22 protein-coding genes are annotated in these 25,088 nt (G+C 57.7%); 8 read left to right on the forward strand and 14 right to left on the reverse strand.

Annotation, left to right across the window (positions count from 1 at the left end; genetic code table 11):
- Positions 1-46 precede the first annotated feature (46 nt).
- Complete coding sequence (locus B3R00_RS04160) at positions 47-643, forward strand: SIS domain-containing protein (RefSeq protein WP_284213774.1); 597 nt, start codon at positions 47-49, stop codon at positions 641-643.
- On the forward strand, positions 643-1,305 hold the full coding sequence (locus B3R00_RS04165) for a BON domain-containing protein (RefSeq protein ID WP_286997605.1): 663 nt from the start codon (positions 643-645) through the stop codon (positions 1,303-1,305). Before B3R00_RS04160 ends, B3R00_RS04165 begins: the two co-directional genes overlap by 1 nt.
- 79 nt (positions 1,306-1,384) lie before the next feature.
- On the opposite strand, the gene B3R00_RS04170 is transcribed toward B3R00_RS04165, so the two are convergent.
- Both B3R00_RS04170 and B3R00_RS04175 read right to left on the reverse strand, forming a co-directional pair.
- Complete coding sequence (locus B3R00_RS04170; protein WP_286997606.1) at positions 1,385-2,521, reverse strand: PilT/PilU family type 4a pilus ATPase; 1,137 nt, start codon at positions 2,519-2,521, stop codon at positions 1,385-1,387.
- 28 nt (positions 2,522-2,549) lie between these two features.
- Positions 2,550-3,593 carry a type IV pilus twitching motility protein PilT gene (locus tag B3R00_RS04175; RefSeq protein ID WP_174862365.1) on the reverse strand — a complete coding sequence of 348 codons (1,044 nt, stop codon included), beginning with the start codon at positions 3,591-3,593 and terminating at the stop codon, positions 2,550-2,552.
- Between the two features lie 94 nt (positions 3,594-3,687).
- On the opposite strand from B3R00_RS04175, the gene B3R00_RS04180 reads away from it, so the two are divergent.
- From B3R00_RS04180 to B3R00_RS04190, 3 genes are all read left to right on the forward strand, one after another.
- Entirely contained in the window at positions 3,688-4,410 is a 723-nt protein-coding gene (locus B3R00_RS04180; protein WP_286997607.1) for a YggS family pyridoxal phosphate-dependent enzyme, read from the forward strand.
- 188 nt (positions 4,411-4,598) lie between these two features.
- Positions 4,599-5,750, forward strand: coding sequence for an aminotransferase class V-fold PLP-dependent enzyme (locus tag B3R00_RS04185; RefSeq protein ID WP_286997608.1), 1,152 nt, complete (start codon positions 4,599-4,601; stop codon positions 5,748-5,750).
- Positions 5,751-5,785: 35 nt separating this feature from the next.
- Complete coding sequence (locus B3R00_RS04190; protein WP_286997609.1) at positions 5,786-6,190, forward strand: FKBP-type peptidyl-prolyl cis-trans isomerase; 405 nt, start codon at positions 5,786-5,788, stop codon at positions 6,188-6,190.
- A gap of 158 nt (positions 6,191-6,348) precedes the next feature.
- Here the strand turns inward: B3R00_RS04190 and B3R00_RS04195 are convergent, their stop codons facing one another.
- The 3 genes from B3R00_RS04195 to B3R00_RS04205 all read right to left on the reverse strand — a co-directional run bounded on the left by B3R00_RS04195 (position 6,349) and on the right by B3R00_RS04205 (position 9,942).
- Complete coding sequence (locus B3R00_RS04195) at positions 6,349-8,514, reverse strand: TonB-dependent receptor domain-containing protein (RefSeq protein WP_286997610.1); 2,166 nt, start codon at positions 8,512-8,514, stop codon at positions 6,349-6,351.
- A gap of 544 nt (positions 8,515-9,058) precedes the next feature.
- Positions 9,059-9,514, reverse strand: a complete 456-nt coding sequence (locus tag B3R00_RS04200; RefSeq protein ID WP_286997612.1) for a hypothetical protein — start codon at positions 9,512-9,514, stop codon at positions 9,059-9,061.
- Between the two features lie 74 nt (positions 9,515-9,588).
- Entirely contained in the window at positions 9,589-9,942 is a 354-nt protein-coding gene (locus B3R00_RS04205; RefSeq protein WP_286997614.1) for an ankyrin repeat domain-containing protein, read from the reverse strand.
- A gap of 336 nt (positions 9,943-10,278) precedes the next feature.
- On the opposite strand from B3R00_RS04205, the gene B3R00_RS04210 reads away from it, so the two are divergent.
- Positions 10,279-11,271, forward strand: a complete 993-nt coding sequence (locus B3R00_RS04210) for a TauD/TfdA family dioxygenase (RefSeq protein WP_286997615.1) — start codon at positions 10,279-10,281, stop codon at positions 11,269-11,271.
- A gap of 160 nt (positions 11,272-11,431) precedes the next feature.
- Here B3R00_RS04210 and B3R00_RS04215 read toward each other — a convergent pair whose 3' ends face one another.
- The 4 genes from B3R00_RS04215 to B3R00_RS04230 all read right to left on the reverse strand — a co-directional run bounded on the left by B3R00_RS04215 (position 11,432) and on the right by B3R00_RS04230 (position 17,486).
- Positions 11,432-12,286 (reverse strand): hypothetical protein, encoded by an 855-nt coding sequence (locus B3R00_RS04215; RefSeq protein WP_286997617.1) that lies wholly within the window; start codon positions 12,284-12,286, stop codon positions 11,432-11,434.
- 10 nt (positions 12,287-12,296) lie between these two features.
- Positions 12,297-13,589 (reverse strand): hypothetical protein, encoded by a 1,293-nt coding sequence (locus tag B3R00_RS04220; protein ID WP_286997618.1) that lies wholly within the window; start codon positions 13,587-13,589, stop codon positions 12,297-12,299.
- Between the two features lie 286 nt (positions 13,590-13,875).
- Positions 13,876-15,567 carry an OmpA family protein gene (locus B3R00_RS04225; RefSeq protein WP_286997619.1) on the reverse strand — a complete coding sequence of 564 codons (1,692 nt, stop codon included), beginning with the start codon at positions 15,565-15,567 and terminating at the stop codon, positions 13,876-13,878.
- Positions 15,568-15,881: 314 nt separating this feature from the next.
- A complete protein-coding gene (locus B3R00_RS04230) occupies positions 15,882-17,486 on the reverse strand; it encodes an EAL domain-containing protein (RefSeq protein WP_286997620.1) in 1,605 nt (534 codons plus the stop codon).
- A gap of 157 nt (positions 17,487-17,643) precedes the next feature.
- On the opposite strand from B3R00_RS04230, the gene B3R00_RS04235 reads away from it, so the two are divergent.
- A complete protein-coding gene (locus B3R00_RS04235; RefSeq protein WP_286997621.1) occupies positions 17,644-17,778 on the forward strand; it encodes a hypothetical protein in 135 nt (44 codons plus the stop codon).
- Here B3R00_RS04235 and B3R00_RS04240 read toward each other — a convergent pair.
- The 3 genes from B3R00_RS04240 to purU all read right to left on the reverse strand — a co-directional run bounded on the left by B3R00_RS04240 (position 17,775) and on the right by purU (position 21,321).
- Positions 17,775-19,259, reverse strand: a complete 1,485-nt coding sequence (locus B3R00_RS04240) for an FAD-linked oxidase C-terminal domain-containing protein (RefSeq protein WP_286997622.1) — start codon at positions 19,257-19,259, stop codon at positions 17,775-17,777. The genes B3R00_RS04235 and B3R00_RS04240 overlap by 4 nt on opposite strands.
- Before the next feature lie 144 nt (positions 19,260-19,403).
- Entirely contained in the window at positions 19,404-20,324 is a 921-nt protein-coding gene (locus B3R00_RS04245; protein ID WP_286997623.1) for a LysR substrate-binding domain-containing protein, read from the reverse strand.
- 148 nt (positions 20,325-20,472) lie between these two features.
- A complete protein-coding gene (purU, locus tag B3R00_RS04250; protein ID WP_174862348.1) occupies positions 20,473-21,321 on the reverse strand; it encodes a formyltetrahydrofolate deformylase in 849 nt (282 codons plus the stop codon).
- A gap of 53 nt (positions 21,322-21,374) precedes the next feature.
- Here purU and B3R00_RS04255 point away from each other — a divergent pair, with 53 nt between their 5' ends.
- Positions 21,375-23,714, forward strand: coding sequence for a putative bifunctional diguanylate cyclase/phosphodiesterase (locus tag B3R00_RS04255; RefSeq protein WP_286997624.1), 2,340 nt, complete (start codon positions 21,375-21,377; stop codon positions 23,712-23,714).
- An 80-nt stretch (positions 23,715-23,794) separates the two neighbouring features.
- Here the strand turns inward: B3R00_RS04255 and B3R00_RS04260 are convergent, their stop codons facing one another.
- Together B3R00_RS04260 and B3R00_RS04265 are read right to left on the reverse strand one after the other, a co-directional pair.
- Positions 23,795-24,091 carry a BTH_I0359 family protein gene (locus B3R00_RS04260; protein WP_219163012.1) on the reverse strand — a complete coding sequence of 99 codons (297 nt, stop codon included), beginning with the start codon at positions 24,089-24,091 and terminating at the stop codon, positions 23,795-23,797.
- 149 nt (positions 24,092-24,240) lie between these two features.
- Positions 24,241-25,050, reverse strand: a complete 810-nt coding sequence (locus tag B3R00_RS04265; RefSeq protein WP_286997625.1) for a DUF3108 domain-containing protein — start codon at positions 25,048-25,050, stop codon at positions 24,241-24,243.
- Between the last annotated feature and the right edge of the window lie 38 nt (positions 25,051-25,088).

A 25,088-nucleotide genomic window follows, 5' to 3' on the forward strand; every position in this document is an offset into this window, starting at 1 on the left:
GAACGCTACAAAAATCGATAAGGCACGCAGGTATCATTCCTACCCCATGCTTGAGCAACAAATCCAACAACACTTCATCGACAGTGCAGACTTGAAATACCAGTCTGCGCAGTCACTGAGCTTGCCAATTTCTGCGGCGGTGCAGGCCTTGCTGGCCTGTATTACCGGCGGCGGAAAAATCTTGGCCTGCGGCTCTGGTGCCTCTGCCAGCCAAGCACAGATGTTTGCCAGCCTGTGTGTGAGTGGCTTTGAACGCGATCGCCCTGAGCTGGCGGCTGTGGCCCTGACGTCAGACAGCGGGTTTCTGGGCTCGCTCTCGGGGGCTGCCAACTTGTCTAACCATTATGTGGCGCGGCAAGTGCGTGCTTTGGGGCAGGCCAGTGATGTGCTGCTGCTGATTTCGGTCAGTGGGCAAGAAAACAGCATGGTGGAGGCTGTGGATGCAGCGCATGAACGCGACATGATGGTGGTGGCGCTGACCGGCCACACCGGCGGTGCTTTGGCAGGTCGCATGCGCGAGACGGATGTGCTGATTTGTGTGCCGCATGAGCGTCCAGCACGCGTGCGCGAAGTGCACGATTTGGTGCTGAACTGCTTGTGCGATGGTGTGGATACCCAATTACTTGGCGAACAGGAGATGTAATGAAAGAGCAATGGCGTCGAACAGGTTGGGCCGTTGTGGCTGCAGCAATGCTGATGGGAGGCCTGACAGCGTGTGTGCCGTTGCTGGTGGGTGGGGGCGCAGTCACGACAGCGTTGGTGGCCTCGGACCGTCGCACTTCCGGTATGTACCTGGAAGACACACGCATTGAGCAAGCTGCAGCGTCGCAGATCCGTTCCGTGGTGAAGCAGGATGAACGCGTCAGCGTGACCAGTTTTAATCGCTTGGTGCTACTCACGGGGGAAGTGCGCTCTGCGGCTGTGAAGGCGGAGGTTGAGCGCACGGTAGCAGGCGTGGAGAATGTGCGCAGCGTGGTCAACGAGCTGGAGGTGGTGCCGTTTATCTCTTCCATCACCCAGCGCAGCAAAGATGCGTTCATCACCAGCAAGGTCAAGGCCAGCATTTTGGATGCCAAGGACTTGCAGGCCAACACCATCAAGGTGGTGACGGAGATGAATGTGGTGTATTTGATGGGCATTGTGACGCCCCGTGAAGCCAAGCGTGCGGCAGAAATTGCCCGCGGGGTGAACGATGTGCGCAAGGTGGTGCGGGTGTTTGAAAACGTCTCTGAAGAAGAGCTGGCGTCGTACCGCACACGCCAAGACGAGGCGCCTGTAGAGCAAGATCCTGCCGCGCAGAATTGATCACACTTAGTGTGCAAACCGCATAAAAAAATCCCGGCACTGACCGGGATTTTTTTATGCGAAAGCCGCAGCTAAAGCCCTACATGATGCGGAAGTGCTCGGTGCCGGCTGCAAGGTCAATGTTGTGCGCCCGCTTGCTATGCAGCTTGATTTGCAGGCGCAAATCGTTGACGGAGTCTGCATTGCGTAGCGCGTCTTCGTACATGACCGCGCCGCTCTCGTACAGGTCAAACAGCGACTGGTCAAAAGTCTGCATGCCCAGTTCACGGCTCTTTTTCATGATCTCCTTGATCTCCACCACATCACCCTTGGCAATCAGGTCAGAGATCAGTGGGGTGTTGAGCAGTACCTCCAGCGCCGCCACGCGCCCTGTGCCGCCTTCTTTGGGCAAGAGGCGCTGTGAAATCATGCCGCGCAGGTTGAGCGACAAGTCCATGAGCAGCTGCTCACGGCGCTCTTCCGGGAAAAAGTTGACGATGCGGTCCAGCGCTTGGTTGGCACTGTTGGCGTGCAAGGTGGCCAGGCACAAGTGACCGGTCTCCGAGAACACGATGGCGTGTTCCATGGTTTCACGGTCGCGGATTTCGCCCATCAGGATCACATCGGGCGCCTGGCGCAAAGAGTTTTTCAATGCCGCTTCCCAGCTGTCAGTATCCAGCCCCACTTCGCGCTGGGTGATGATGCAGTTTTTGTGCGGGTGCACAAACTCGATGGGGTCTTCCACCGTCACGATATGGCCTTGCGAGTGTTCGTTGCGCCAGTCCACCATGGCTGCCAGCGACGTGGATTTGCCCGAGCCCGTGGCGCCCACAAAGATGCACAGGCCCCGCTTGGTCATGGCCACTTCTTTGAGCACCTGGGGCAGGCCCATGCCGTCGATGGTGGGTATGTTGGCCGGAATGGTCCGCAGCACCATGCCAACACGGCCTTGCTGAATGAAGGCGTTCACGCGAAAACGGCCAATCCCTGCAGGCGAGATCGCAAAATTGCATTCCTTGGTGCGCTCAAACTCTGCGACTTGCTTGTCGCTCATGATGGAGCGCGCAAGCGACAAAGTATGTGCAGCCACCAAGGGCTGATCCATCAGGCGCGTGACCTTGCCGTCGACCTTGATGGCGGGCGGAAATTCTGCGGTGATGAACAAGTCACTGCCCTTGCGGGAGACCATGAGCTTGAGCAGATCGTTGATAAATTTACTGGCCTGATCGCGTTCCATATTGCTCTTTCCAAATACCTGTAGGGGCTCAACCGGGGAAGTTTTCCGGTGACTTGGCCTTGCTGCGTGCCTCTGCCGCGCTGATGAGGTTGCGGCGCACCAAATCCGTCAGGTTCTGGTCCAGCGTCTGCATGCCCACATTGCTGCTGGTCTGGATGGTCGAATACATCTGTGCCACTTTGCCTTCGCGAATCAGGTTGCGGATGGCGCTGGTGCCAATCATGATCTCGTGCGCTGCAACGCGGCCATTGCCATCTTTGGTTTTGCACAGGGTCTGCGAAATCACTGCCTGCAGCGACTCCGACAGCATGGCGCGCACCATTTCTTTTTCTTCGGCAGGGAAGACGTCGATGATACGGTCGATGGTTTTGGCAGCGCTGGAGGTGTGCAGCGTGCCAAACACCAAGTGGCCGGTTTCTGCGGCGGTCATCGCCAGGCGTATGGTTTCCAGGTCACGCATTTCACCCACCAAGATGCAGTCGGGGTCTTCACGCAGTGCAGAGCGCAAGGCAGCGGCAAATGAATGGGTCATGGGCCCCACTTCACGCTGGTTGACCAGGCATTTTTTGGAGTCGTGTACAAATTCGATGGGGTCTTCCACCGTCAGGATGTGGCCATGGTCGTTGTGGTTGAGATAGTCCACCATGGCGGCCAGGGTGGTCGATTTACCCGATCCCGTGGGGCCGGTGACGAGCACCAAGCCGCGTGGTTTCATGGCCAGTTCCGCAAAAATTTTGGGCGCGTTCAAGTCTTCAAGCGTCAAAACTTTGCTGGGAATGGTACGGAAAACAGCTGCTGCGCCGCGGTATTGGTTGAAAGCGTTGACACGAAAACGTGCCAGGCCTGCAATCTCGAAGGAGAAGTCGACCTCCAGGTTTTCTTCATAGGCCTTGCGCTGGCCGTCGTTCATGATGTCGTAGACCATGGCGTGCACGGCTTTGTGATCCAGTGGCTCTACATTGATGCGGCGCACATCACCGTGCACCCGAATCATGGGAGGCAGACCTGCGGAGAGGTGCAGGTCGGACGCCTTGTTCTTAACGCTAAAAGCCAGCAGGGTGGTGATGTCCACAACAGATCTCCCTCTCGAATGCCACCTCAATGCAGTGCCTCTTGAGGGCAACTTGATGGAAGTAGCTGGTTGGTTTGGTACGCTTCGAAAGATTATGACCACGATTGCCAGCAAGCTCCAAAGCGTTCGCGCTCAGATTACCGATGCATGTCAAAAGTGCGGCAGGCAGCCCACAGAAGTGACTTTGCTGGCGGTATCCAAAACATTTCCCGCAGAGGCGGTGCGCGAGGCCGCCTTGGCGGGGCAGCGCGCATTTGGCGAAAACTACATCCAGGAAGGGGTGGAAAAAATCGCCGCCGTGCAGGCAATGCCCGATGTACCTCCTTTGCAGTGGCACTGCATTGGCCCGATTCAAAGCAACAAGACCAAACTGGTCGCCCAGCACTTTGACTGGGTGCATACCGTGGATCGCGAAAAAATTGCCCAGCGGCTGGATGCACAGCGGCCTGAGCATTTGGCACCGCTGCAAGTGTGCATTCAGGTGAATGTGGATGGTGGGGAGACCAAATCGGGCTGCTCCCCCGAGGAGGCGCTGGCGCTGGCGCAGTGCATTGCGGCGCTGCCCAGACTGCAACTGCGCGGGGTGATGAGTATTCCTGATCCGCAACCCTCACACGATGCCATGCTGGCCGTCCACCGCAAGGTGGTGGCCGTGTTTGACCGTATTCGCGCTGCGGGGATCGTGGGGTTGGAGCAGTGGGATACGGTGAGCTTGGGCATGACTGCAGATATGCAGATGGCGATTGCCGCAGGCAGCACCATGGTGCGTGTGGGCAGTGGTATTTTTGGAGCCCGCGACTACAGCAGCCAGGCCTGAGGCTGCAGGTGTCCAGCCTGAGAAACGGTCTTTGATATGGCACAAGCGGCATACGCATCGACATACGCATCGGCATATGCGGGGTATACCAAAGTCACGAGCTTGCTCGCGCTGCAAAAAGTGCCGTGCTAAGCTGATTTTTATAGCAAACAGGCCGCATCGCGGCCTTATTAAATTTTGGAGAAACCATGCCTGGACTTTTGCCCGATATCGATCCCGATGGACTGCTGGAATTCTCGGTGGTCTACACCGACCGCGCGCTCAACCACATGTCCAAACGCTTTACCGGCGTAGTGCAAGACATTCTGGGCACGCTCAAAGAGGTCTACCATGCCCACACGGCTGTGCTGGTGCCGGGCAGCGGCACCTTCGGCATGGAGGCCGTGGCGCGCCAGTTCGCCAACGGGCAGAAGGTGCTGATCGTGCGCAACGGCTGGTTCAGCTACCGCTGGACGCAGATTTTTGAGGTCGGCAACTTCGGCTTGGGCGGCGGTGCGGTGGTCTGCAAGGCGCGCAAGCAAGGTGCCGGCAGCCACGACCCGTGGGCGCCATGCGCCGCGCAAGACGTGGCTGCGACCATCCGCGCCGAAAAGCCCAAGGTGGTGTTTGCCCCGCACGTGGAAACCGCCAGCGGCATCTTGCTGCCCGACGACTACATCCGCACCATCAGCGATGCGGCACACGAGGTGGGTGCCCTGATGGTGCTGGACTGCGTGGCCTCCGGCGCGATGTGGGTGGACATGGTCAAGACCGGTGTGGACGTGCTGATCAGCGCGCCGCAAAAGGGCTGGAGCAGCTCGCCTTGCTGCGCCATGGTGATGCTGTCCGAACGCGCCCGCCAGGCCATCGACGGCACGCAAAGCTCCAGCTTCTCCTGCGACCTGAAGAAGTGGATGCAGATTGCCGAGGGCTACGAGAAGGGCCAGCACGCCTACCACACCACCATGCCGACCGATGCGCTGGTGCGCCTGCGCGACGTGATGCTGGAGACCCGCGCCTATGGGTTCGACAAGGTGCGCCAGGAGCAGATCGAGCTGGGCACCAAGGTGCGTGCGCTGCTGGAGTCACGCGGCTTTCCCAGCGTGGCCGCCGAAGGCTTCAAGGCCCCCGGCGTGGTGGTCAGCTACACCACCGATCCGGGCATCCAAAGCGGCAAGAAGTTCCTGGAGGTGGGCTTGCAGACCGCGTCCGGTGTGCCCCTGCAGTGCGATGAAGGTGCGGACTTCCAGACCTTCCGCATCGGGCTGTTTGGACTGGAAAAATGGCATAACGTGGATCGCACGGTGGGCCATGTGCGTGCTGCCCTCGATGCCATCGGTGTGGCACCTGCCAAGGCGTGATCCCTGGTTGATGATTGAATGAAAGCGTTCCGATGATGAAGCAATGGTTTGTTTTGGCTGCCGCCAGCGTGCTGGCACTGGGCAGCGTACACGCAGCACCTGAAACCACGGCCAGTGGTTTGGTCTATGAAGCGATCAAGGAGGGTAGCGGCGCCCAGCCCAAAGCCACCGATACCGTGCGGGTGCATTACCGCGGCTGGTTCCCCGAAAGCGGCAAAGAGTTTGACAGCTCCATCGCCCGTGGCCAGCCCATCGACTTTCCCCTGAATGGCGTCATTCCCTGCTGGACCGAAGGCGTGCAGAAAATGAAAGTGGGCGGCAAAGCCAAACTGACTTGCCCCGCCAGCATCGCCTACGGCAGCCGTGGTGCAGGTGGCGTGATTCCACCCAATGCCACGCTGAATTTTGAGGTGGAACTGCTGGGTGTGAAGGGTAAGTAATCCATAAAAAAGTAGCAGCTAGCGCAGGTTAAATATAGCTTTCGATGTGAAAACTATTGGAGATGCTGATTGGATAAGCGCTGGCAGCTATTTTTATGGAGATGGGGATGCAAAAAGGGAGGCGCGAGTCCTCCCTTTTTAATGGCTTGAGTTCAGAGTTAGAACTCGTAAGTACCGGAAACCCACAGGCGGCGGCCTTCTTGTGGGTTGCGATAGCGGTTGCTGTAAGCAGTAGTCATAGCGCCACGGTTGATGTACTGATACGAGCCATAGTCAACAAAGTTTTTGTTAAACAAGTTGTAGATGGCTGCGTTGAAGGTCAGTTGTTTGCTTGGCTTGTAACTTCCGCCAATGTGGAATTGCGTAAAGGCTTTGTAGTCGCCCAAGGCTTGTGCCGCAGCCGCAGTTGCGGCATCGGAAGAATTTGGGTTGCCACGGTATCTCTCGCTGCGGTATTCAGCACGGGCCCATGCACTCCATTGCGTAGAAGGCTTCCAGTCAAAACGTAAGTTGAATGCATGCTTGGGTGTGTCAGTCAGCGGCTCTCCCTTGTTTTCCCCACTCTTTTGCTCGCTTTCGGTGTAGGTGTAGTTGGCACTGGAGCTCCAAGCGGAGTTGATGACATAGCGTCCATTCAGCTCAATACCACGCGTAACGGCTTCATCAATGTTGATCGACTGGCCGAACTCTGCAATGGTTGGCCAGTTACCTACGTTGATACAGTTGGGCTGGTTGGGCAAGGTTGTATAAGTACAGTTCGGGCGTGGATCGCCTGAAGCGATCTTGTCTTTAAACTCGTTGTTAAAGAGCGTGATACCGCCGGAGAAGCGCTGCGCATCGTCGAATTGGAAACTCAATTCAGTGCTGCGGCTTGTTTCTGGCGTCAGGTCTGGGTTGCCGATCAGCGGCAATGCGCCTTGTCTTCCGAATCCATTGATACCTGGCGACAACTGTTCTACGCGAGGAGTTTTGTAGCCTTCGCTGACACCACCTTTAACCGTCCAGAAAGAGTTCGCCTTCCACGCACCGTAAATGCGTGGGCTGAAGTGGCTGCCGAATTCGCTGTGGTGGTCATAACGGCCACCCAAGGTCAACTTGAAGCTGTCGGTCAAGCTCCATTCGTCCTCGGCAAACAATGCGTGCTGCTTAAAATTCCACTTGCCAGTGGTCGAGACACCATCGATCATTTCCACTTGCATGTACTGGCCACCTAAGGTTGTCAAATGATTGCCCAAAGGCATGACTACCTTGGAGTCCAACACTTTGCTAGTGGTTTCCAGTTGACGCGGCAAGCCACCGCCCGACAGTCCAGCGCCAGTCAGCGTCGTTGGATTGATTCGGCCAATGGTTTCTGTTTTGTTTTCCATGTAGCTGGTATCCCACACCCCAAAGGCGTAGCGGCCAGTGTGCGAGAGCGACCATTGGTCACGGTTGTACTTCTGTTCTTGGGTGTAACCGCCCGCAGCACCCAACGTGCCCATCTGGCCCTTGGAGTTGTCGTAACGCTGGCGGCCAGACTCCACATCCAAAATGATGTCGTGCTGGCGATTGGGTGTCAGGGACAGGCGAACGCCCAACGTATTGATCTCAGACTTGACCGGGTTGGCTGCCATTCCGGGCGTCACTTCTGCACCCAGGTCATCTAAGTAAGTGATGTCGGCGGATTCGCGGTTGGCATTGCTACCGCGCAAGGCTAAGCCGAGCACATCTTGCTTAATAGGGCCGCTGAGGTAGAACTTGCCGCCATACGTATCACCAAAAGAGGACTCTTCTTGGAGTGAGCCGTCCAACGTGATGGAGCCCCCCCAGGTCTTGCTGACCTTGCGGGTGATGATGTTGATCACGCCGCCCATGGCATCGGAGCCGTACAGCGTGGACATAGGGCCACGAATGACTTCAATACGCTCAATTGCTGAAACGGGAGGAATGAAGCTGGTTTGTGTGCCGCCAAAGTCGTTGGGCGTAACGTTGCCAGCGGCATTCTGGCGACGGCCATCAATCAGGATCAGTGTGTAATCCGCTCCCATACCGCGAATGCTGATGTTCGGGCCACCGGTTTTATCGGTTCCCGCTCCGACATCTACACCTTCCACGTCTTCCAGTGCCTGCGCCAAGTTGCTGACACGCTTTTCTTCCAGCTGTTTGCGGGTGATAACGGTAATAGACGCAGGCGCTTCCTTGATGTCTTGCTCAAAACCCGAAGCGGAAACCACCACTTCGGACAGTGTTTGGCTGGCTTCTTGTGCGGCAGCAGATGCGCAAGCTGCCGCAGCCACAGCGAGCAGCGTAGGCTTGATGGAGAACACAGGTGATTTTTTAGACATGGCAAAACCTGCCAGCAGTGCTGGCATTCAGACAGGTTAGAAAACGGTGAAGAGCCGCAGCCGCCGTATCGTGGGCATGGGGGCTGCGATGTCCTTGTTATGAATTTTTGGGTGGACGTGAAGTGCACTGATTATTGCACTTCGTAATGCTACTTATTCTCATTAACTTGAACTTCTGTGCAGTTTGTAGCGCAAAACAAACGCGCGGAGGGGAGCGCGCATTGCTGTGTGGTGTGCCTGCCCGTTTTGCTTCGGCGGTGTTTTCTGGCCACTGCGTAGCTTGCATGAGTGAACCGCCCAGTGCGCTGGGGGCGGTCGGCCGTTACATATACCGAAACTGGAGTGCAAGCAATAATGTGCACCGCAGCCAAGCTGCTGGGGCGCGGCCTGCTCCTGTTTTTTGGGATGGCTGTTTGCCTTGGCCCAGCTTGCGCATCGTATGCAGCTGGCGCAGCAGGCGATGTGCAAGACCAGCAGGTGGAGCGCACGCTAATCGGTACCGTACCCTGCGCCGGGTGTTGAAGCAGACGAAAGTCGGCGCGTTTTACGCTGCGCCTTCGGCCTTGCTGTCCTCCGCGTTGTCTTGCTCGGCGACGGCTTGTTCATCAGCCAGCAAATGCGTGCCAATTTGCTTCCAGGCTTTGGCGGCATCGTGCTCTCCGGCAAAGTGGTGGCAGCTGGCTGCCGTCATGGCGATGCGGCCATTTTCGGGCGCTAGGTCAAACGCCAGCTCGCATTGTGCGGCGGCGTTGCTCCACATCACCAGGGCGTTGCTGGATTCTTGTTTTTGCAGCGCGTAGGCCTCGGCCATCCAGGCCTGTGCCAGCCGGAAGGCCGCTTGAGCATCGCCGCCATCGAGCTGGTGGGCGTGGAAGAAATGCTTGCCCGCCTGCTGCCACAGGGCGCGTGCTTGCTGAAAATCTACCGTGGCGGCTTGCTGGGCCTGCGCGACCAAGGTGTTGCCTGCTTGCAGGTGTTCTTCAAAGCTCAGTTCAGTCATAAGGTGGGCGCAACCATCTGCATAAAACCGGCATTGTGGCGCGGAGCCGGAAACAAAGGGGCGTGGCGGCCTTTTTACAGCGGCAGCCAGCGTCGCCAAAAATGGATGCGACTGGGGGCCGGTGGTGCATGGGCGCCAAATTGCTGCAAAAGTCTTTGCAGGTCTGCGCGCTGTTGCTGCTGTGCAGCTTGCAGTGGCGTGATGCTCCCCAGTTCGGCGGGCAGATTGGCGTCGGCCCCATGCTCGAGCAGCGCGCACACCACATCAGCATGACCGTTCAAGATGCTGATGACCAAGGCGGACATCATCGCCTCGGGGTGCTGGTAGTTCACATCCACCCCTTCACGCAGGTGAAAGCGCACGCAGTCCACATCGCCGCGCTCTGCGGCGTAGTACATGTCTTTCCAATCACCCCCAGCACTGGCCATGGCGCCTCCCAGCAAATAGCGAATGCCTCACTGTAGAGCAGGGCCTTGGGGGGCGAAAACTGGGTTTTTGCCCATGCAGTCCCATGGCGAAAAACTGTGCCGAATGGGTCGTGCGCAAAAACGGCTTGCACAGCAAAAGCGAACGGCTGAAAGAAAAACGCCTGCAAAGAACTTTTCATCACGATCATTGCGCGGCCGTGCAGGCTGCAAAAAAACCAGTGATGCCTCACGTCTTCGATGGCGATTGCACCGCTCTGCAGCCTGGCGGTTTGCGCACTAGGATGGCTGTTTTACGGGTTAACCCTGAATTGCCTTCAGTCAGACGGAAAGTACAGCGTGAGCATCATTCTTCAAACCCCGGTGACAGGCCCTGCCGCATGGCGCGGTGACGACTTGGCGGGCGACACGACATGGATTCACCACCTCAGCGCGCAAGCCATTGCTGCGCTGGATGCGGCCTTGGCCCATTTGCAGCAGCAGGGCTTGGCGTTTCCCCACTTCACGCAAGCGAACTTTCCGCTGCCCGCGTTTTTCCGGGCCGAGCTGGCGCAACACGCAGATACGCTGGAAAACGGCCGCGGTTTTGTCCTGCTGCGTGGCTTGCCCGTAGCGCGCTATAGCGATGAGCAGATCAGCGCCATCTACTACGGCGTTGGCCTGCACCTGGGCCAGCCTGTGCGGCAAAACCCGCGCGGTGACCTGCTGGGGCTGGTGATGAATGTGGGTGACAAAACGCAAAAAACCACCCGCGTGTACGAAACTAACAGCTACCTGCCCTACCACACCGACCCTTCCGACGTGGTGGGCCTGCTGTGCGTGCGCAAAGCCAAAGAGGGGGGCCTCTCCAGCTTGGTGAGTGTGGGTGCCATCTACAACGAAATTTTGCGTACCCATCCAGAGTTGCTGGGCCTGTACTACCGTCAGTGGTACTGCGCCCACCTGTGCGAAACCGGTACCGAGCCGGGCCTGACCCCGATCTTCAGCTACCACCAAGGCAAGCTCACGTGCCGTTACCTGCGCCAGTACCTCGAGCTGGGCCACGAAATGCGCAACCTGCCGCTCACCCCTGTAGAAGTGCAGGCGCTGGATGTGTTCGACCACGCCATGCACATGCCTGCGTTGCGGCTGGACATGATGCTGGAGCCTGGCGACATGCAGTTTGCCAACAACTACGCGGTGCTGCATTCGCGCAATGGGTTTGAAGACCATGACGCGCCGCAGCAGCGCCGCAAGCTGCTGCGCCTGTGGCTGAAGATGCCGAATGCGCGAGCGCTGGCCCCCGAGTTCCCGGGGCGCAATGGGTTCGCGGCACCGGCAGCATATAAATAAAAAAGAGAGCAGCTAGCGCTTTTTGTGAGAGGCTTTCAGAATCTATAAATGCTGAAAGCCTCTTTGCATATGCGCTAACTGCTCTCTTTTTAATGGGGTGCGATGTGATGGATGCTGGGTAGTGATGAGCTGCATCGAACGCATCGACCGCGTTGAATGTTTACTGCACTGGCACCAGCAGAGCGGGCATTCCGAACTCTTGCAGCTTGGCATCGCTGCGTTGGAAGTACTGCGACCAGAAATCTTTCAGTGCAGCCATGGTCTTCGGGTCGCGGTAGATGCCGCTGTCTTTGGCAAAGCCTTTGCTGTTGGCGTCTTGCACCAGACCAGCACCTAGTACAAATACGCGTGCTCCAGCCAAGTCCGCCAGCATGCCTGCAGACGCTGCTTTTTGCAGCTCTGTGTTGGCGTTGAGTGAACGCACGTTGCGGTTGGCGTAGAAGCTGCTGACGCCAGAGTTCTCCAGCATGTCAGAGACCAAGAACAAAATCTTGGAAGGCGCGGGCGACTGGTTGATGCGCGCAGACATCTCTTTGACGCTGGCCATCACATCGGACTTGGCATAGTCCGCACTGATACCGGCCATGGCTTGCTGCAGCGCTGTGGCAGCTGCCTTGCGCACATAGTTTTGTTGGCCGGTCAGGCAAGCATCTAGACTGCGCAGCACTTTCACACCCACGCTGCTGCGTGTCGCTTCAGGCAGGGGTACCTCCAAGGTGCCGGCAGAGAGCAGTTCCAGATAACGCCCTTGGCCAAACGAGGAGAAGGTGGCAATCGAATAGGCCGTGCCCGGCTGGATCAGGCGGCCTGCGTTGTCCATGACGGATTTTTGCAAGCTGGCATCCAGCGGCGTAGTCTGGTCTAGCAAGATGAACACTTCACGCTCAGGCGCTGGCGCGGCCATGGGCAGCTTGTTGGCTGCGTAGCAACTGGGCACAGAGTTGATGGTGCTGGCCATACTCCAAGATGCCGCACCCCACAGGGCCGTGAAAATGCATGTTTTCAGCAAATTCATGACTCTTGCCTTAGAACAGGTCATTGACGACAGCTTGGTTGGCGGCGGCCTCACGTGCAGCCTTGCGCTCCTTCAGCCAGGACAGCAGTTCGGGGTCCTTGCGCATGCTGTCGGGCAGACTCAAGAAATATGCTTTCTCTGCTTCTGTGTCGTTGTTCATGGCCTGCATGGCAGCCAGTACATCGGCAACGGTCAGTGCTGGCGATGCCTGAGCTGCAACGGAAACTGCTGCGGGCGCTACAGATGCTACGGGCACTGGCACTGGCACAGCAGGTGGCACTTGGGCCGTAGTTGCAGCGATAGGGGTACGATCGGCAGCGATTGGGTCAAAGTTGATTTGGCTGTCTTCGCGGTCCTTGAGGCGTTGTTCGCGCAGGTAATCGTCAAAAGAGTTGCGCAATTCCAGTTTGGTGTGCGATTTGCTTTCAATGCGCTGTTGCAAATCCTTCAAACGGCCATTGACCATGTCACGCAGTGGGCGGAAGTAAGCTAAATAGTCTTCGTAGGTAGAAAAGCCGCCCAGGCCGTTAAACGCTTTTTGCGATTCGCGACCTGCAAATTCGTACTTGTAGCCTGCCCCCATACCCACGATTTGTGTGATCACAAAGATGAAGCCCAGCATGGCAAATGCAGCCAACCCTTCGCTGGAGACGGCATCCAGCGCTTCATTTTGCGCTTTGCTGTCCGCATCTTGCTGAGACGCTTGCACTTCGGTGGGTAGAACCATGGTGTCAAAGGGGTTGCCAGAACTTGCAGCCGCTTGTGCCTGCACGGTATGGCCCGTTGTTTCACGGATCAGCTCGCTTTCCATGTTTTTCACGCGCATGTAGGTGGACACCACGGCGATAAATGCAATCGCGATGATCGCAATAATGCCGCCGGCATAGCTGCCTACGTCGTGCGAATGCTTGCCCACGCGATTAATGGTTTGCTTGAAGTCTGGATCTTTGGAGTCCACCGATTGGTCCATATTCAAAGACACGGTGCTGACGGAATATTCATCGCTACCGCGTTCTTTGTAACGGGCGAAGCACGAACGCAGCAAGGAAGTGCGGTAGTACTGGTGACCAGCAAAGTGGGTCAGTGCCACTAAAATCACGCACAACACCAAAACGATGGCAAACATCAGCAAAGTGTGGGTGTTGGCACTGCCTTCACGGGCCATCCAAGAGCCCAACAGGTAAGAAAATCCCAAGCCTTCGGCAATCACCAGTACAACCAGCAGTGTCCACACAAAAAATGGTGTGGGCGAGCGGCCCAAATCAGCAGCCTTGCGCAAGTATTCAATACGCTGATTGAACATATCGCGTGTCATTAAATTCACAAAAGGCTTATAGCTGGCACACAGTTTTTCTTCAGAGCGCAACCAGCCGGGTGTTCCTTGGGTTTTATCTTTAGACAGGCGTGCAATATGTCCAATGACTGGGAATGTGACACAAAAATCAACTACCCATAATTTAAATCGATTGTTGGAAATATAAGCCATAAATACCAGTGCCACTGCCATCAGTGTACCTATGGCAACTATATTTTTTGTTATGAAATCTATAATGTTTTCCATTTTTATTCCTATTGTAATGTTTGATTATTTATTTTGCCAGGCGTGGTGAAAAATCTTTTTGGAAATAATCACCTTGGCCGGGGTAAATCAGATTCCCGCTGCTGGCAGTGGTTGCTTTTTGGTGTGGAATCAAGATGTCCATACACTGCACTGGCCCTGCAGAGAACACACGATAAAGCAGCCCATTTTTGCCCATATAGGCGTTGACTTCGGGTTTGCTAGTGAAATCTGCTCGTGCCTTGGCGTCACCTTGGTAGTCGCGATAGACCAGCAAATCAGGGTTGCGCGCAGGCACAGCGCCATCGCGCAAAACGGCTACGTGGTTGAGTGCCAGCAGGTGGCCGTTGACACTGGCCACCCAACTGCTGTCATAGACGCCGGGCAAGTAGTCCGTGGTGCGCAGCTTGTCGGTGCGCAGAGACTTCACGCCCCGCGCAACGCGTGGGCGGTCTTGCAAGCAACTAAGCAGGCCTGCGGCCTCATCGGCCTGAGCTGTCGAGATGATTGAAAAAGTGCTAGTGGGCGCTGTGCCTCCCAGTGCCAGCACCGCCGGGCGTCCGTTGACGGGCGTACCGCCAAAGTCCACTGCACCCGGTTTGATACTGGTGCGCGTTATGCCGACGGCGGGTACATGGGCAGTGCGTGCAGGCGTTGAGGGTGTAGCCAGCGTCACTGCGGGCGCAGCATGCGCTGATGGAGCGATGATGTGCGGGTGGGCGCTGATGGTGGATGACGGGGAGGTCACAGTCTTTTGGGCCGTGCTGTTTTTATCAGCTTGGGCTTTGCCTGCTGCGCGCGGTTTGGCCCTGCTGGTGCTCACCGTTTTTTGCTGCTCTGGCGTAGCTTCACGGTAGAACGCAGTGTTGGTGCTGCGGCCGCCAGAGAGGTAGTTGTCAAACGCGGTGTCGTCGCTCAAATCCAGAATTTCTACCCGGCGGTTGCGAGCACGGCCAGCTTCATCGATATTGTTGGCTATAGGGAGCGTCTCGCCGGCACCTTGGTAGAAGATTTGGCTGCGATCAAACCCTTGGCGGGCAAAAATTTCAGCCACTGCACGGGCGCGTGCTTCAGACAGTTGCGCGTTCTGTGCAGATGAACCCGTGTCATCGGTGTGCCCCACCAACAAAATGCGCATTTTTTGCGTACGTTCACGCGTGGCCGCTGCATTTTTTGGATCGGGTGACGGCATGTAGCTCTGGGCAATCGCTTTGAATGCTTCTGTACCGCTGGAAGTGAGTTTGGCGGAGCCGACTGCAAATTGCTCGCTGTTATCACGCACGGAAACACTCATCCCTTTTTTGCTGCTGTTTTTATCTGCCTGCACTTCATTGATATCGTCTACCTGCATATCAATTTGGTGTTGTTTGGCTATTTTGTATAAATCACAGCGGCGACGGTCAATATCATTTCCAATTAATCCGCCTAGCAAACCGCCTACGGCAGCGCCAACTACCATACCTGTTTTATCACCACCTAATACTTTTCCTAAAATAGTTCCGCCGACTACACCCACTGCTATACCAATATTTCTGGAATTATTAGAGCATGGGTCTTCGCTAGCGAAATTATCTTTAATGATATTTCCACCGCTTTGTGTGGTTTGGCAGCCTGTTGCGGTCAGTAAAATAGCTGTAGCAGCAGTAATTTTAATATGGCGAGATATATTATTTTTATAATAAATTTTTCGTGAATTCAGCGATTTATTGCTTGTCATTGCCATGTGATTTTTTAATGGTGATTTTTTTGTAATGTAACAAAAAAACTTAAAAATAACAACTTATTACCAAGAATTGATTGGTTTGTGTGTGAGCACTTGCAATTAATTGATGCTTAGATGGCTTTGCGTACGCATGACTTTCAGCATCGGCTCAAGCGCTAGCTCGAAAAAAATTATCTGTTTGGAAGGGGCTGCACGCAGCTGCTTCAGCAGCTGCAGGCTGGTGGGTGGATCAGGGTGTTGGGCCATACCGTGTGAAGCCCCAGGGGACGTGGCGGCGGCCTTGCTTCAAAACCGCCCTTATGCGCCTGCCTTACTCACGTGCGGTGCGATGCGGCCAGACCTTCCAGCAACTGGGCAAAAGGCATGGGTTTGGCAAACAGCCAGCCCTGTGCCAGGTGCACCCCGCGCTCGCGCAGATACTGGGCTTGTGCGGGGGTCTCGACCCCCTCGGCAATCATGGTCAGATTCAGCGACTTGGCCATTTCAATGATGTGCGGCGCCACCTGGCTGGAGGCGGAGTCTTGGCCCATGGTGTCGACGAAAGACTTGTCGATCTTCAGGTAATCCAGATCGAACTTTTCCAGATACGACAGGCTGGAGTAGCCGGTGCCAAAGTCATCAATCGCGACGTAGATGTCCAGCGACCGTATCTCGCTCAGGATGCGTTGGACTATGTCCGCTTTCATCAGGCCGCGCTCGGTGGCCTCCACCATCAGGTTGCCGGGGCGCGCACCAATTTGCTGGCGCAGGCGGGCCAGCTTTTCCACGGTGGCGTGCGACTCTAGATCGGCCGTCGACAAATTGATGGCAATGTGAAAGTCTGGGTAGCGTGCAAAAAAGTGCTGTGCATCGTGGCCCACCATCGCTATGACCTGCGCGGTGATGTCGCGGATCATGCCCGTTTCCTCGGCGGCCTTGATGAAGACATCCGGAGGCACCATCTCGCCGGTGGGGCGCAGCCAGCGGATCAGCGCTTCGGCACCCACCCACTGGCCAGTCTGCAAATCGACGATGGGCTGGTAGTGCAGCACGAACTCTTTGCGCTTCAACGCGACTTTGAGTTCCCCGGCCAAGGACAGTTGCTGCCGTGCCAGATGCAGCACGGCCAGCGCCAGCAGGGTGCCAGCGAGCACCCCGACAGGCACGAGGAGGGCGGCCATGCGGTACAGGCCTTCATCGACCTTCACCACGGGCACCGCCACATAGGAGGCAAATTCAAACTTGCCGGAGCGGCGGATAACCACAAAGTTGTCGTTGTCGACAAACTGCACCTGTTGCGCATTGCCCAGCCGCTCCAGCCACTGGGGCTCCCACTCCCCGCGGCTGACGATGACGCGCTGGGCCGACAGCGAATACAGCCCCAGCGACATGTGGGCATCATCGGTAAACACATCCAGAAAGGTTTTGGGCAGGATGATGACGACATAGCCTCTAGCTCGGGGTGCCAGGATCAAAAACGAGGAACCCGGCTGCGTCGGCAGTTCATGGGCTGACCACACCTTGGAGCCCAGGGGCGTGACAAACGTCGGCTCTCCCAGATAGATGTTGTGCCGCCCGAAGGCGGTGCACTGCAGCACATTGTCTTGCACATAGCCGACCGCTTGGATCTGGTCGGACTGCAGCTTCAGCGTACCCATCAGGCGCAGGCTTTCGAGCGAACAGGGGTCCGACATGCCAGCGCGTGCCAAGGTAGCAGTGATGCGTTCCATCTGCTCAATGCCCTCACTGCTTTTACGTAATACCTCCTTAGCGACCGAGGCAGTGAAATCAATCTGGTTGCTGAGATTGAGTTTCCAAGCCCAATAGATGGAAAACACAATGGGGAGGGCAACTGCCAGCAGGCCGGCACTTACGGCAATCCAGAGGGCCGTTCTTTTGCCTGTGCCTGGGACATGGCGTACTAAGCCGGTATCACCCATATAGCTCCTTGAAAACCTCTGCCACCGTGCCAGCAGCAGGAATGAAGGACTCGCGCAGTGCGCGAGCGGGCCAGCACCCACGAACCATTATGTGTAAATCAGGGCGTACGCACTATCGCGCTTTCATGGATGCTGTGGACGGGCGGTTGGCGTCTGTATGGATTTTGAAAAACATAGCAATCAGCGTAAGTGGGTGCTGGCGATTTGGTCATTTTTATCCGTAAAAAAGGCTTTGCAGCACTGCATGGAATGCAGGGCAGCAAAGCCTGTGGCGCTGCGCGTAATCGCTTAAAAACGCGGCAAATCCGGGTGACTGATTTGCCCACCGCGCACCAGCATCTTGCCGTATTCGGCACAGCGGTTGTGGGTGGGAATGACCTTGCCGGGGTTGAGCAGCCCTGCGGGGTCAAACGCAGCTTTCAGCGCAAACATCTGCAGGTTCTCTTCGGTGGTGAACTGGGTGCACATGGAGTTGAGCTTTTCAATGCCCACGCCGTGCTCGCCCGTGACGGTGCCGCCCATGGCCACGCTGGTCTCCAGGATGTCGGCGCCGAACAGCTCGCAGCGGTGCAGCTCATCGGGGTCGTTCGCATCAAACAGGATCAGCGGGTGCAGATTGCCGTCGCCGGCGTGGAACACGTTGGCGCAGCGCAGCTGGTACTTCTTTTCCATCTCCTGGATGGCCAGCAGGATGTCGGCCAGGCGCTTGCGCGGGATGGTGGAGTCCATGCACATGTAGTCGGGGCTGATGCGGCCGCTGGCGGGGAAGGCGTTCTTGCGCCCGCTCCAGAAGCGCAGGCGTTCCTCCTCGCTCTGGCTCACGCTGATGGCCGTGGCGCCGGCGGCGCGCAGCACCTCGCTCATACGGGCGATCTCTTCCTCCACCTCCTCGGGCGTGCCATCGGATTCGCACAGCAAAATGGCTTCGGCCGTCAGGTCGTAGCCGGCTTTGACAAAGTCTTCCACGGCGGCGGTCATGGGCTTGTCCATCATCTCCAGCCCGGCGGGGATGATGCCGGCGGCAATCACGGCGGCCACGGCATCGCCGGCTTTGCGCATGTCGTCAAAGCTGGCCATGATGCAGCGCGCCAGCTGGGGCTTGGGGATGAGTTTCACGGTGACTTCGGTCACCACGGCCAGCATGCCTTCGCTGCCGATCATGGCGGCCAGCAGGTCGTAGCCGGGGGCGTCCAGCGCATTCGAGCCGAATTCGACCGGGTCGCCCTCGATGGTGAAGCCTTTGACCTTGAGGATGTTGTGCACCGTCAAGCCGTATTTCAGGCAGTGCACGCCGCCAGAGTTTTCGGCCACGTTGCCGCCGATGGTGCAGGCAATCTGGCTGCTGGGGTCTGGGGCGTAGTACAGGTTAAAGGGGGCGGCAGCCTCGCTGATGGCCAGATTGCGCACGCCGCATTGCACGACCGCGGTGCGGCTGTAGGCGTCGACGTCAAGAATCTGGTTGAACTTGGCCAGCGACAGCGTCACGCCCATGGCATGGGGCATGGCGCCGCCGGACAGGCCGGTGCCCGCGCCGCGTGCCACCACGGGCACGTTGATGGCGTGGCAGGCTTTGAGCACGGCTTGCACCTGCACATAGGTTTCGGGCAGGCAGACCACCAGCGGGCGCTGGCGGTAGGCGGTCAGGCCGTCGCACTCATAGGGGGTGGTGTCTTCGGCGTTCCACAGCAGGGCATGGTCAGGCACATGCTGGGACAGGGCTTGCACCACCTCGGCTTGGCGGGCAGCACGTTCGGAAAGGCTGGCGGTTGTCATGGGCAATGACTGTAGGGCAAGCCTGGGCGGTGCGCTGTGATTTTTCTTGCAAGCCTGTGTGAAAGCGCCACGCTGGTGGCGCAGGATGCAATTAAAAAAATAGCTGTTAACGCAGGCGTTATAAGCGTTAGCAGCTGTTTTTGCTTACATGGTTTGCGCCACCCATTCGGCGAAGGCTTTGCATTCCCAGCGGTCCATGGTGCCGGTACGCCAGCACAGGTAGTGGGCGTGGGGGCTGGGGATTTCCAGGTCAAACAGGCGCACCAGGGTGCCGTTATCCAGCCAGGGGGCACCTAGCTTGAGGCGCACGGGGGCCACGCCCATGCCTGCGGCTGCGGCGTCGCACAGCAGGCCCACGTCGTTGAATTGCGAGCCCTCGGTGGGTTCGGCCCAGTCCAGCCCGGCGGCGAGGAACCACGGGCGCCACGACTCCAGCGGGCTGCGCAGCAGGGGCAGCTCTTGCAGGTCTTCGGGTTTGGTGATGGGGCCGTGCTGGCGCAAAAAGGCGGGTGAGGCGACGGGTGTGTACACATCGCGCGCGATTTCCAGGTGCTCCACGTCGGCGTAGTGGCCCACGCCGTAGCGCACCATCAGGTCGGCATCTTCGGCCACCACGTCCAGCAGCGGGATGGCGACTTGCAGCGTCAGATCAATTTCGGGGTGCGCCTCGGTGAACTGCGCCAGCCGCGGAATCAGCATGCAGCGCGCAAAAGTGGGTGTGACGGCAATTTTCAGGCGGGTGCGGCCGCTGGCCACCGGGTGGTTGGGAAAGCATTGCAGCGCGCCCAGGCCTTCGCGCACTTGCTGCAGGTACTTTTGCCCGTCGGTGGTCAGCGAAAAGTCGGTGCGGCCAAACAGCTGGGTGCCCAGCACCTGTTCCAGCTGGCGCACGCGGTGGCTGACGGCGCTGGGCGTGACGCTGAGCTCTTCGGCCGTCAGCGTCACGCTGCGCAGGCGCGCCAGGGCTTCAAAGGTCAGCAGACATTGAATGGGGGGAATGCGCCGCGCCGATCTGCTGTCAAAAAAACGGGTGGGGCGTTGGCCGTTGTTGCGTGGAGTTGACATGTTCGGTACCGCGGGCGGTGTGGAGGTGCTTAGGATGCTCTGTTTTTAGAAGCTGCTAGCGCTTGTTATTACTTATTTTCAGTATGTAATCAATGCGAAAACAAGAATCAAAGAGCGCTAGCTGCTTTTAATTGAAGAGCAGTGCCGTTTAGCGGAAGACCACCGTTTTGTGACCGTTCAAGATCACGCGGCGCTCGCTGTGCCACTTCACGGCACGCGCCAGCACCTGGCTTTCGGTGTCCTGGCCACGGGTGGTGAGGTCTTCCACGGTGTCGGTGTGGTCAGCGCGGGCCACGTCCTGCTCAATGATCGGGCCTTCGTCCAGGTCTGCGGTCACGTAGTGAGCGGTCGCTCCAATCAGTTTTACGCCACGGTCGTGCGCCTGGTAGTAGGGCTTGGCACCCTTGAAGCTGGGCAGGAAACTATGGTGAATGTTGATGGCACGTCCCGATAGTTTTTGACACAAGTCATTAGAAAGTACTTGCATATAGCGGGCCAGTACCACTAGCTCTGCGCCTTCCGCCTCGATAATCTCGAACTGCTTGGCTTCGGCCTGTGCTTTGGTGGCAGCAGTCACTGGGATGTGGTGGAACGGGATGTTGTGGCTGGCCGCGAGTTGGTAGAAGTCGCGGTGGTTGCTGATGATGGCCTTGATGTCGATCGGCAACTGGCCTGAACTCCAGCGGAACAGCAAGTCGTTGAGGCAGTGGCCCTGGCGGCTGACCATAAGCACGGTCTTCATGCGCTCGGCATTGGAATGCAGGCTCCACTTCATGTCATACGTTGCAGCCAGCGTGGCGGTGGCTGCTTTCAGCGCAGCAATGTCGGAGCTTTCGCAGGCGAATTGCACGCGCATGAAGAACAGGCCGGTGGCGCTGTCGTTGTATTGGGAAGCTTCTTCGATATTGGCGCCTTGCTCCAGCAGGAATCCGGAGACGGCATGCACCAGGCCACGGCGGTCAGGGCAAGAAAGAGTAAGGATATAGGCTTGGGTCATAGCACAGCGATTGTCGCAGCATGGCCGGGGGCTAGAGGGAATTGAGGAAATACATGCAACAAGAGGACGCTGTCCCACGCTTGGCGCCTTTACGTGCATTGCTGCTGTATCTGGTGACTGGCTTGCTGTGGTTTGGTGCGGGCGACTTCATCATGCCGCTGCTGGTAGAAGACCGGGATCTGTACATCACGCTGCAACAAGCACAAGACTATATTTTTGTGGTTGCCTCTGGCTGCCTGGCGGGATGGTTGGTGCGGCGCACCATGCGTGCGGAGCAGTACCGTTTGGCTGCGCGCCAGGAGCTGGTCAAAAGCGAAGAGCAGCTGCGTTTGGCCTTGGATGGCAGCGGCAGCGGGATGTGGGACTGGGACATGGTGCGCAAATGCCATACCTTTTCGCAAGGCATGGCCAGCATCCTGCGTTACCAAGGCGATGACTTTGGCCGGGACTTCCATTTCCGTGCCCGTCTGCACCCCGAAGACCGTGCTGCAGTCGGTGCCGAGGTGCGCATGGCGCTGCGGACGGGCAAACCGTTTGTGGTCACAGCGCGCTTGCAAGGCTTTGATGGTGAATACCGCTGGTATGAGGCACGCGGCACGCGCCATGTGGATGACAGTGGCAAGCTGGTGCGTTTTTCCGGGATTATTTCGGACAAAACCCAGCAGCGCCAAGAAGAAGAGCGCTTGCGCTTGGCCGCCACCGTGGTGGACAACACGGCCGAAGGCATTGTGGTGACGGATGCGTACAGCAATATTTTGTCGACCAATGCGGCGTTTTCACGGCTTTTGGGCTATGAATCTTCTGAGTTGCTGGGCAAGCGCCCCTCGGCCTTCAAGTCGGGGCGGCACGACAAAGCGTTTTATGACGAAATGTGGTCCAGCCTGCACCTCACCGGGCACTGGCGTGGAGAGATCTGGAACAAGCGCAAGAACGGCGAGATTTTTCCCGAGCGCATGTCGCTGAGCGCCGTCAAGGACGAGCACGGCAGAACCACCCATTACGTGTGCATGTTCACCGACATCTCCCAGGAGAAGCAGCGTGAGGAGCAGTTGCAGTTTCTGGCACACCGCGACGCGTTGACGGGCCTGTCCAATCGCGCTTGGTTCAGCCAGGAGCTGGCGCGCTCCGTGGAAGTGGCGCAAGTGCGCAGTGAAAAGATGGCGGTCATCTTGCTGAACCTGGACCGTTTTAAGGACGTGAACGACAGCTACGGCCACGCCGTCGGTGATGAGGTGTTGCGCCACATTGCCCGCCAGGTTCAATCCGGATTGCGCCCGGGCGATTTGATTGCACGTATGGCGGGAGATGAAATTGTGGTACTGGCGCGCCAGTTGACGTCTTGCGAAGATGCCTCGGATATTGCGGAGCGCTTGATCCATGCGGCGGCCCAGCCCTGGAAGTCGCCAGATGGCTTTGCGGTGGTGGTGAGTGTGAGCGCTGGAATCTGTTGCTATCCGCAGCACGCGCAGACGGCGGCACTGCTGGTGCAGGGTGCGCATGCCGCGGTGTATGGCGCCAAGCAAGGCAAGGGCGGCAGTAATTTGTGGTGTTTCTTCAATGAAGACATGACGCAGGCTGCGCGTGAGCGGATTGCGCTGGAATCGCGCTTGCGCCATGCCTTGGCACAAGGGCATTTGCAGATGTTCTACCAGCCCCAAATTGATATTGCGACTGGCAATATTGTGGGCTGCGAGGCGTTGATGCGTTGGCTCGATCCCGTGGAGGGCATGATCTCCCCGGCGCGCTTCATCCCTGTGGCGGAGACTTCAGGGCTGATTGGCCCCTTGGGCGAATGGGCGCTGACCGAAGCCTGTCGCCAGGCGCAAGCGTGGAGCAGTCAAGGGCTGCCTGCGATTTCGATGGCAGTCAATGTCTCGCTGCACCAGTTTTTGCTCACCGACATCGTTGGCTGCACGCGCAAGGCGCTGGAGAGCTCGGGCTTCCCAGCGGTGTGCCTGGAGCTGGAGATCACCGAAAGCGCACTGGCAGAGCGCCCCGATGAAGCGTTGAATGTGTTGCGCAACCTCAAGAGCCTGGGTCTGCGCCTGGCAGTGGATGATTTTGGTACCGGTTATTCATCGCTGGCGCACCTCAAGCGCTTTCCGATTGACCTGCTCAAAATTGACCAAAGCTTTATCCGCGATATTCCCAACAGCCCCGACGACATGGCCATCAGCCATGCTGTGATTGCCATGGGCCAGAGCATGGGCATGGAAGTGCTGGCCGAAGGCGTGGAAACTGCTGCACAGCTGGAGTTTTTGCGCCAGCATGGCTGCAACCTTTACCAAGGCTATCTGTGTAGCAAGCCATTGCCGAGTGCGGAGTTCACACGTTTGCTGGAGCGGGAGCAGCACCGGCAGCAGCAAGTCGCTGGAGGCAATAAATACCTGTGACATCTGATGTGGTGCAGCACCTCGCCGGGTACAAAAAAAGAGGCCTTGGAGGCCTCTTTTTTGTGAAAGACAGAGTTTGATTAATGAATCAAGACAGGGTTTTGTGCCAGCTGTGCATAGCGCTCCAGCGTGTCTTCAACCTCTTCTTCGCTGGGAGAGTTACGCTGCCACTCCTGAATGACTTGCTGAAAGAGTTCAGCCCAAGACCCATCCAGATAGACCTCTTTGCCCGAGCGTTTGTCGACGATTTCAAAACCGTGGCGAGGCAGCGCGGGTGCGGGTGTTTCTCCGTCGGCCAGCATCACTTCTGTAGGCAAACCCAAATCAGGCTTGAGATGGAGCACCACAAAAGAATCCGAGTCATAAAGCATTTGCATGGTGGCCCTCCTTTCTTGTCTGCCTGACAGTGCCTGCGAAGTCATTAGATGAAGGCACTATCGACAGTTTCAAGCAGCATGACGAAATGCATGCCAGGCCAGTATTCCATGAATAGGCAAACCGTGTGCGGGCACCCCGTCAGTGGGGCTTAAGGGTTGCTGTGGGACGTGAGCTTTAGGTCCAGCTCATCGCGTCCGCCGTCTTCCACCATGCGAATGCGCACCGGCAGGTAACCCAGGCTGGGCGCAATCCACAAGGCCGATTGCACGCCCTCGGCATCATTGCTCTCGGAGTTGTGCTCCAGCTTGATGGCCGCCATGCGCCCTGCAGGCAAAGCGAGGTTTTCTGTGCCGCGCACCGTAAATGTCCAAGGGGCGACGCGGCTGGTACTGGCGGCTTGCACCGTGATGCGCGTGCCGGGTGGATAGGCCTTGGGCGCTGCAGCCAGCATGCCCGCTAGCTGAAAAAACACACTCATGCGGTCTTGCGTGCCCGGCACCAAGGGTGCGGGTTCGCTGCCACGGCTGAAGCGGATTTGGCCTGCTTGCGCATCAAATGTGGCGCTGTTTTCTTTGCGGCTGCGGTCCAAGAAGATCTCTGGGCGCAATCCGTTGGCATTGATCGTGCCCACACTGGCCTGACGGCGGCTGCCCAGTACCGGAATTTGCACTTCCTGCGAGGCTTCATAGCGCTGGCCTTGCGGCAGCCAGTCCAGCTGGGCCTTGGTTTGATAGGGCAGGTTTTTGAATTTGCCCTGCACCGTAAATTGCATGCGTGCCGCAGCGGGCGCTTTCCACGCCAGTGCGCTCGCCACCGGCTTGCCTTGCGCGTTACGCACTTCAATCGGCGCGGTGGTGGTTTGCGCGTGCAGCGCGCCTGCACTCAAGGCCAGCGACAATGCAAGGCCGCTGGGGGCGCTGCGCAGTGCAGCGCTCCACCGTAAAAAACGTGATGGCATAGGTGAACCTTAGAATTTGCGGGATTGCACCGTGGACG

The organism is Comamonas sp. UBA7840, from assembly GCF_002501455.1.
Lineage (GTDB): Bacteria > Pseudomonadota > Gammaproteobacteria > Burkholderiales > Burkholderiaceae_C > Comamonas > Comamonas jiangduensis.

Excerpts from the sequence above, each read along its gene's own strand:
- B3R00_RS04195 (WP_286997610.1), bottom strand. The coding sequence starts at position 8,514 with ATGTCTAAAAAATCACCTGTGTTCTCCATCAAGCCTACGCTGCTCGCT.
- B3R00_RS04205 (WP_286997614.1), bottom strand. The coding sequence starts at position 9,942 with ATGGCCAGTGCTGGGGGTGATTGGAAAGACATGTACTACGCCGCAGAG.
- B3R00_RS04255 (WP_286997624.1), top strand. The coding sequence starts at position 21,375 with ATGCAACAAGAGGACGCTGTCCCACGCTTGGCGCCTTTACGTGCATTG.
- B3R00_RS04200 (WP_286997612.1), bottom strand. The coding sequence starts at position 9,514 with ATGACTGAACTGAGCTTTGAAGAACACCTGCAAGCAGGCAACACCTTG.
- purU (WP_174862348.1), bottom strand. The coding sequence starts at position 21,321 with ATGACCCAAGCCTATATCCTTACTCTTTCTTGCCCTGACCGCCGTGGC.
- B3R00_RS04220 (WP_286997618.1), bottom strand. The coding sequence starts at position 13,589 with ATGTTCAATCAGCGTATTGAATACTTGCGCAAGGCTGCTGATTTGGGC.
- B3R00_RS04185 (WP_286997608.1), top strand. The coding sequence starts at position 4,599 with ATGCCTGGACTTTTGCCCGATATCGATCCCGATGGACTGCTGGAATTC.
- B3R00_RS04235 (WP_286997621.1), top strand. The coding sequence starts at position 17,644 with ATGGATTTTGAAAAACATAGCAATCAGCGTAAGTGGGTGCTGGCGATT.
- B3R00_RS04240 (WP_286997622.1), bottom strand. The coding sequence starts at position 19,259 with ATGACAACCGCCAGCCTTTCCGAACGTGCTGCCCGCCAAGCCGAGGTG.
- B3R00_RS04225 (WP_286997619.1), bottom strand. The coding sequence starts at position 15,567 with ATGGCAATGACAAGCAATAAATCGCTGAATTCACGAAAAATTTATTAT.
- B3R00_RS04245 (WP_286997623.1), bottom strand. The coding sequence starts at position 20,324 with ATGTCAACTCCACGCAACAACGGCCAACGCCCCACCCGTTTTTTTGAC.
- B3R00_RS04170 (WP_286997606.1), bottom strand. The coding sequence starts at position 2,521 with ATGGAACGCGATCAGGCCAGTAAATTTATCAACGATCTGCTCAAGCTC.
- B3R00_RS04180 (WP_286997607.1), top strand. The coding sequence starts at position 3,688 with ATGACCACGATTGCCAGCAAGCTCCAAAGCGTTCGCGCTCAGATTACC.
- B3R00_RS04230 (WP_286997620.1), bottom strand. The coding sequence starts at position 17,486 with ATGGGTGATACCGGCTTAGTACGCCATGTCCCAGGCACAGGCAAAAGA.
- B3R00_RS04215 (WP_286997617.1), bottom strand. The coding sequence starts at position 12,286 with ATGAATTTGCTGAAAACATGCATTTTCACGGCCCTGTGGGGTGCGGCA.
- B3R00_RS04265 (WP_286997625.1), bottom strand. The coding sequence starts at position 25,050 with ATGCCATCACGTTTTTTACGGTGGAGCGCTGCACTGCGCAGCGCCCCC.
- B3R00_RS04190 (WP_286997609.1), top strand. The coding sequence starts at position 5,786 with ATGAAGCAATGGTTTGTTTTGGCTGCCGCCAGCGTGCTGGCACTGGGC.
- B3R00_RS04165 (WP_286997605.1), top strand. The coding sequence starts at position 643 with ATGAAAGAGCAATGGCGTCGAACAGGTTGGGCCGTTGTGGCTGCAGCA.
- B3R00_RS04260 (WP_219163012.1), bottom strand. The coding sequence starts at position 24,091 with ATGCAAATGCTTTATGACTCGGATTCTTTTGTGGTGCTCCATCTCAAG.
- B3R00_RS04160 (WP_284213774.1), top strand. The coding sequence starts at position 47 with ATGCTTGAGCAACAAATCCAACAACACTTCATCGACAGTGCAGACTTG.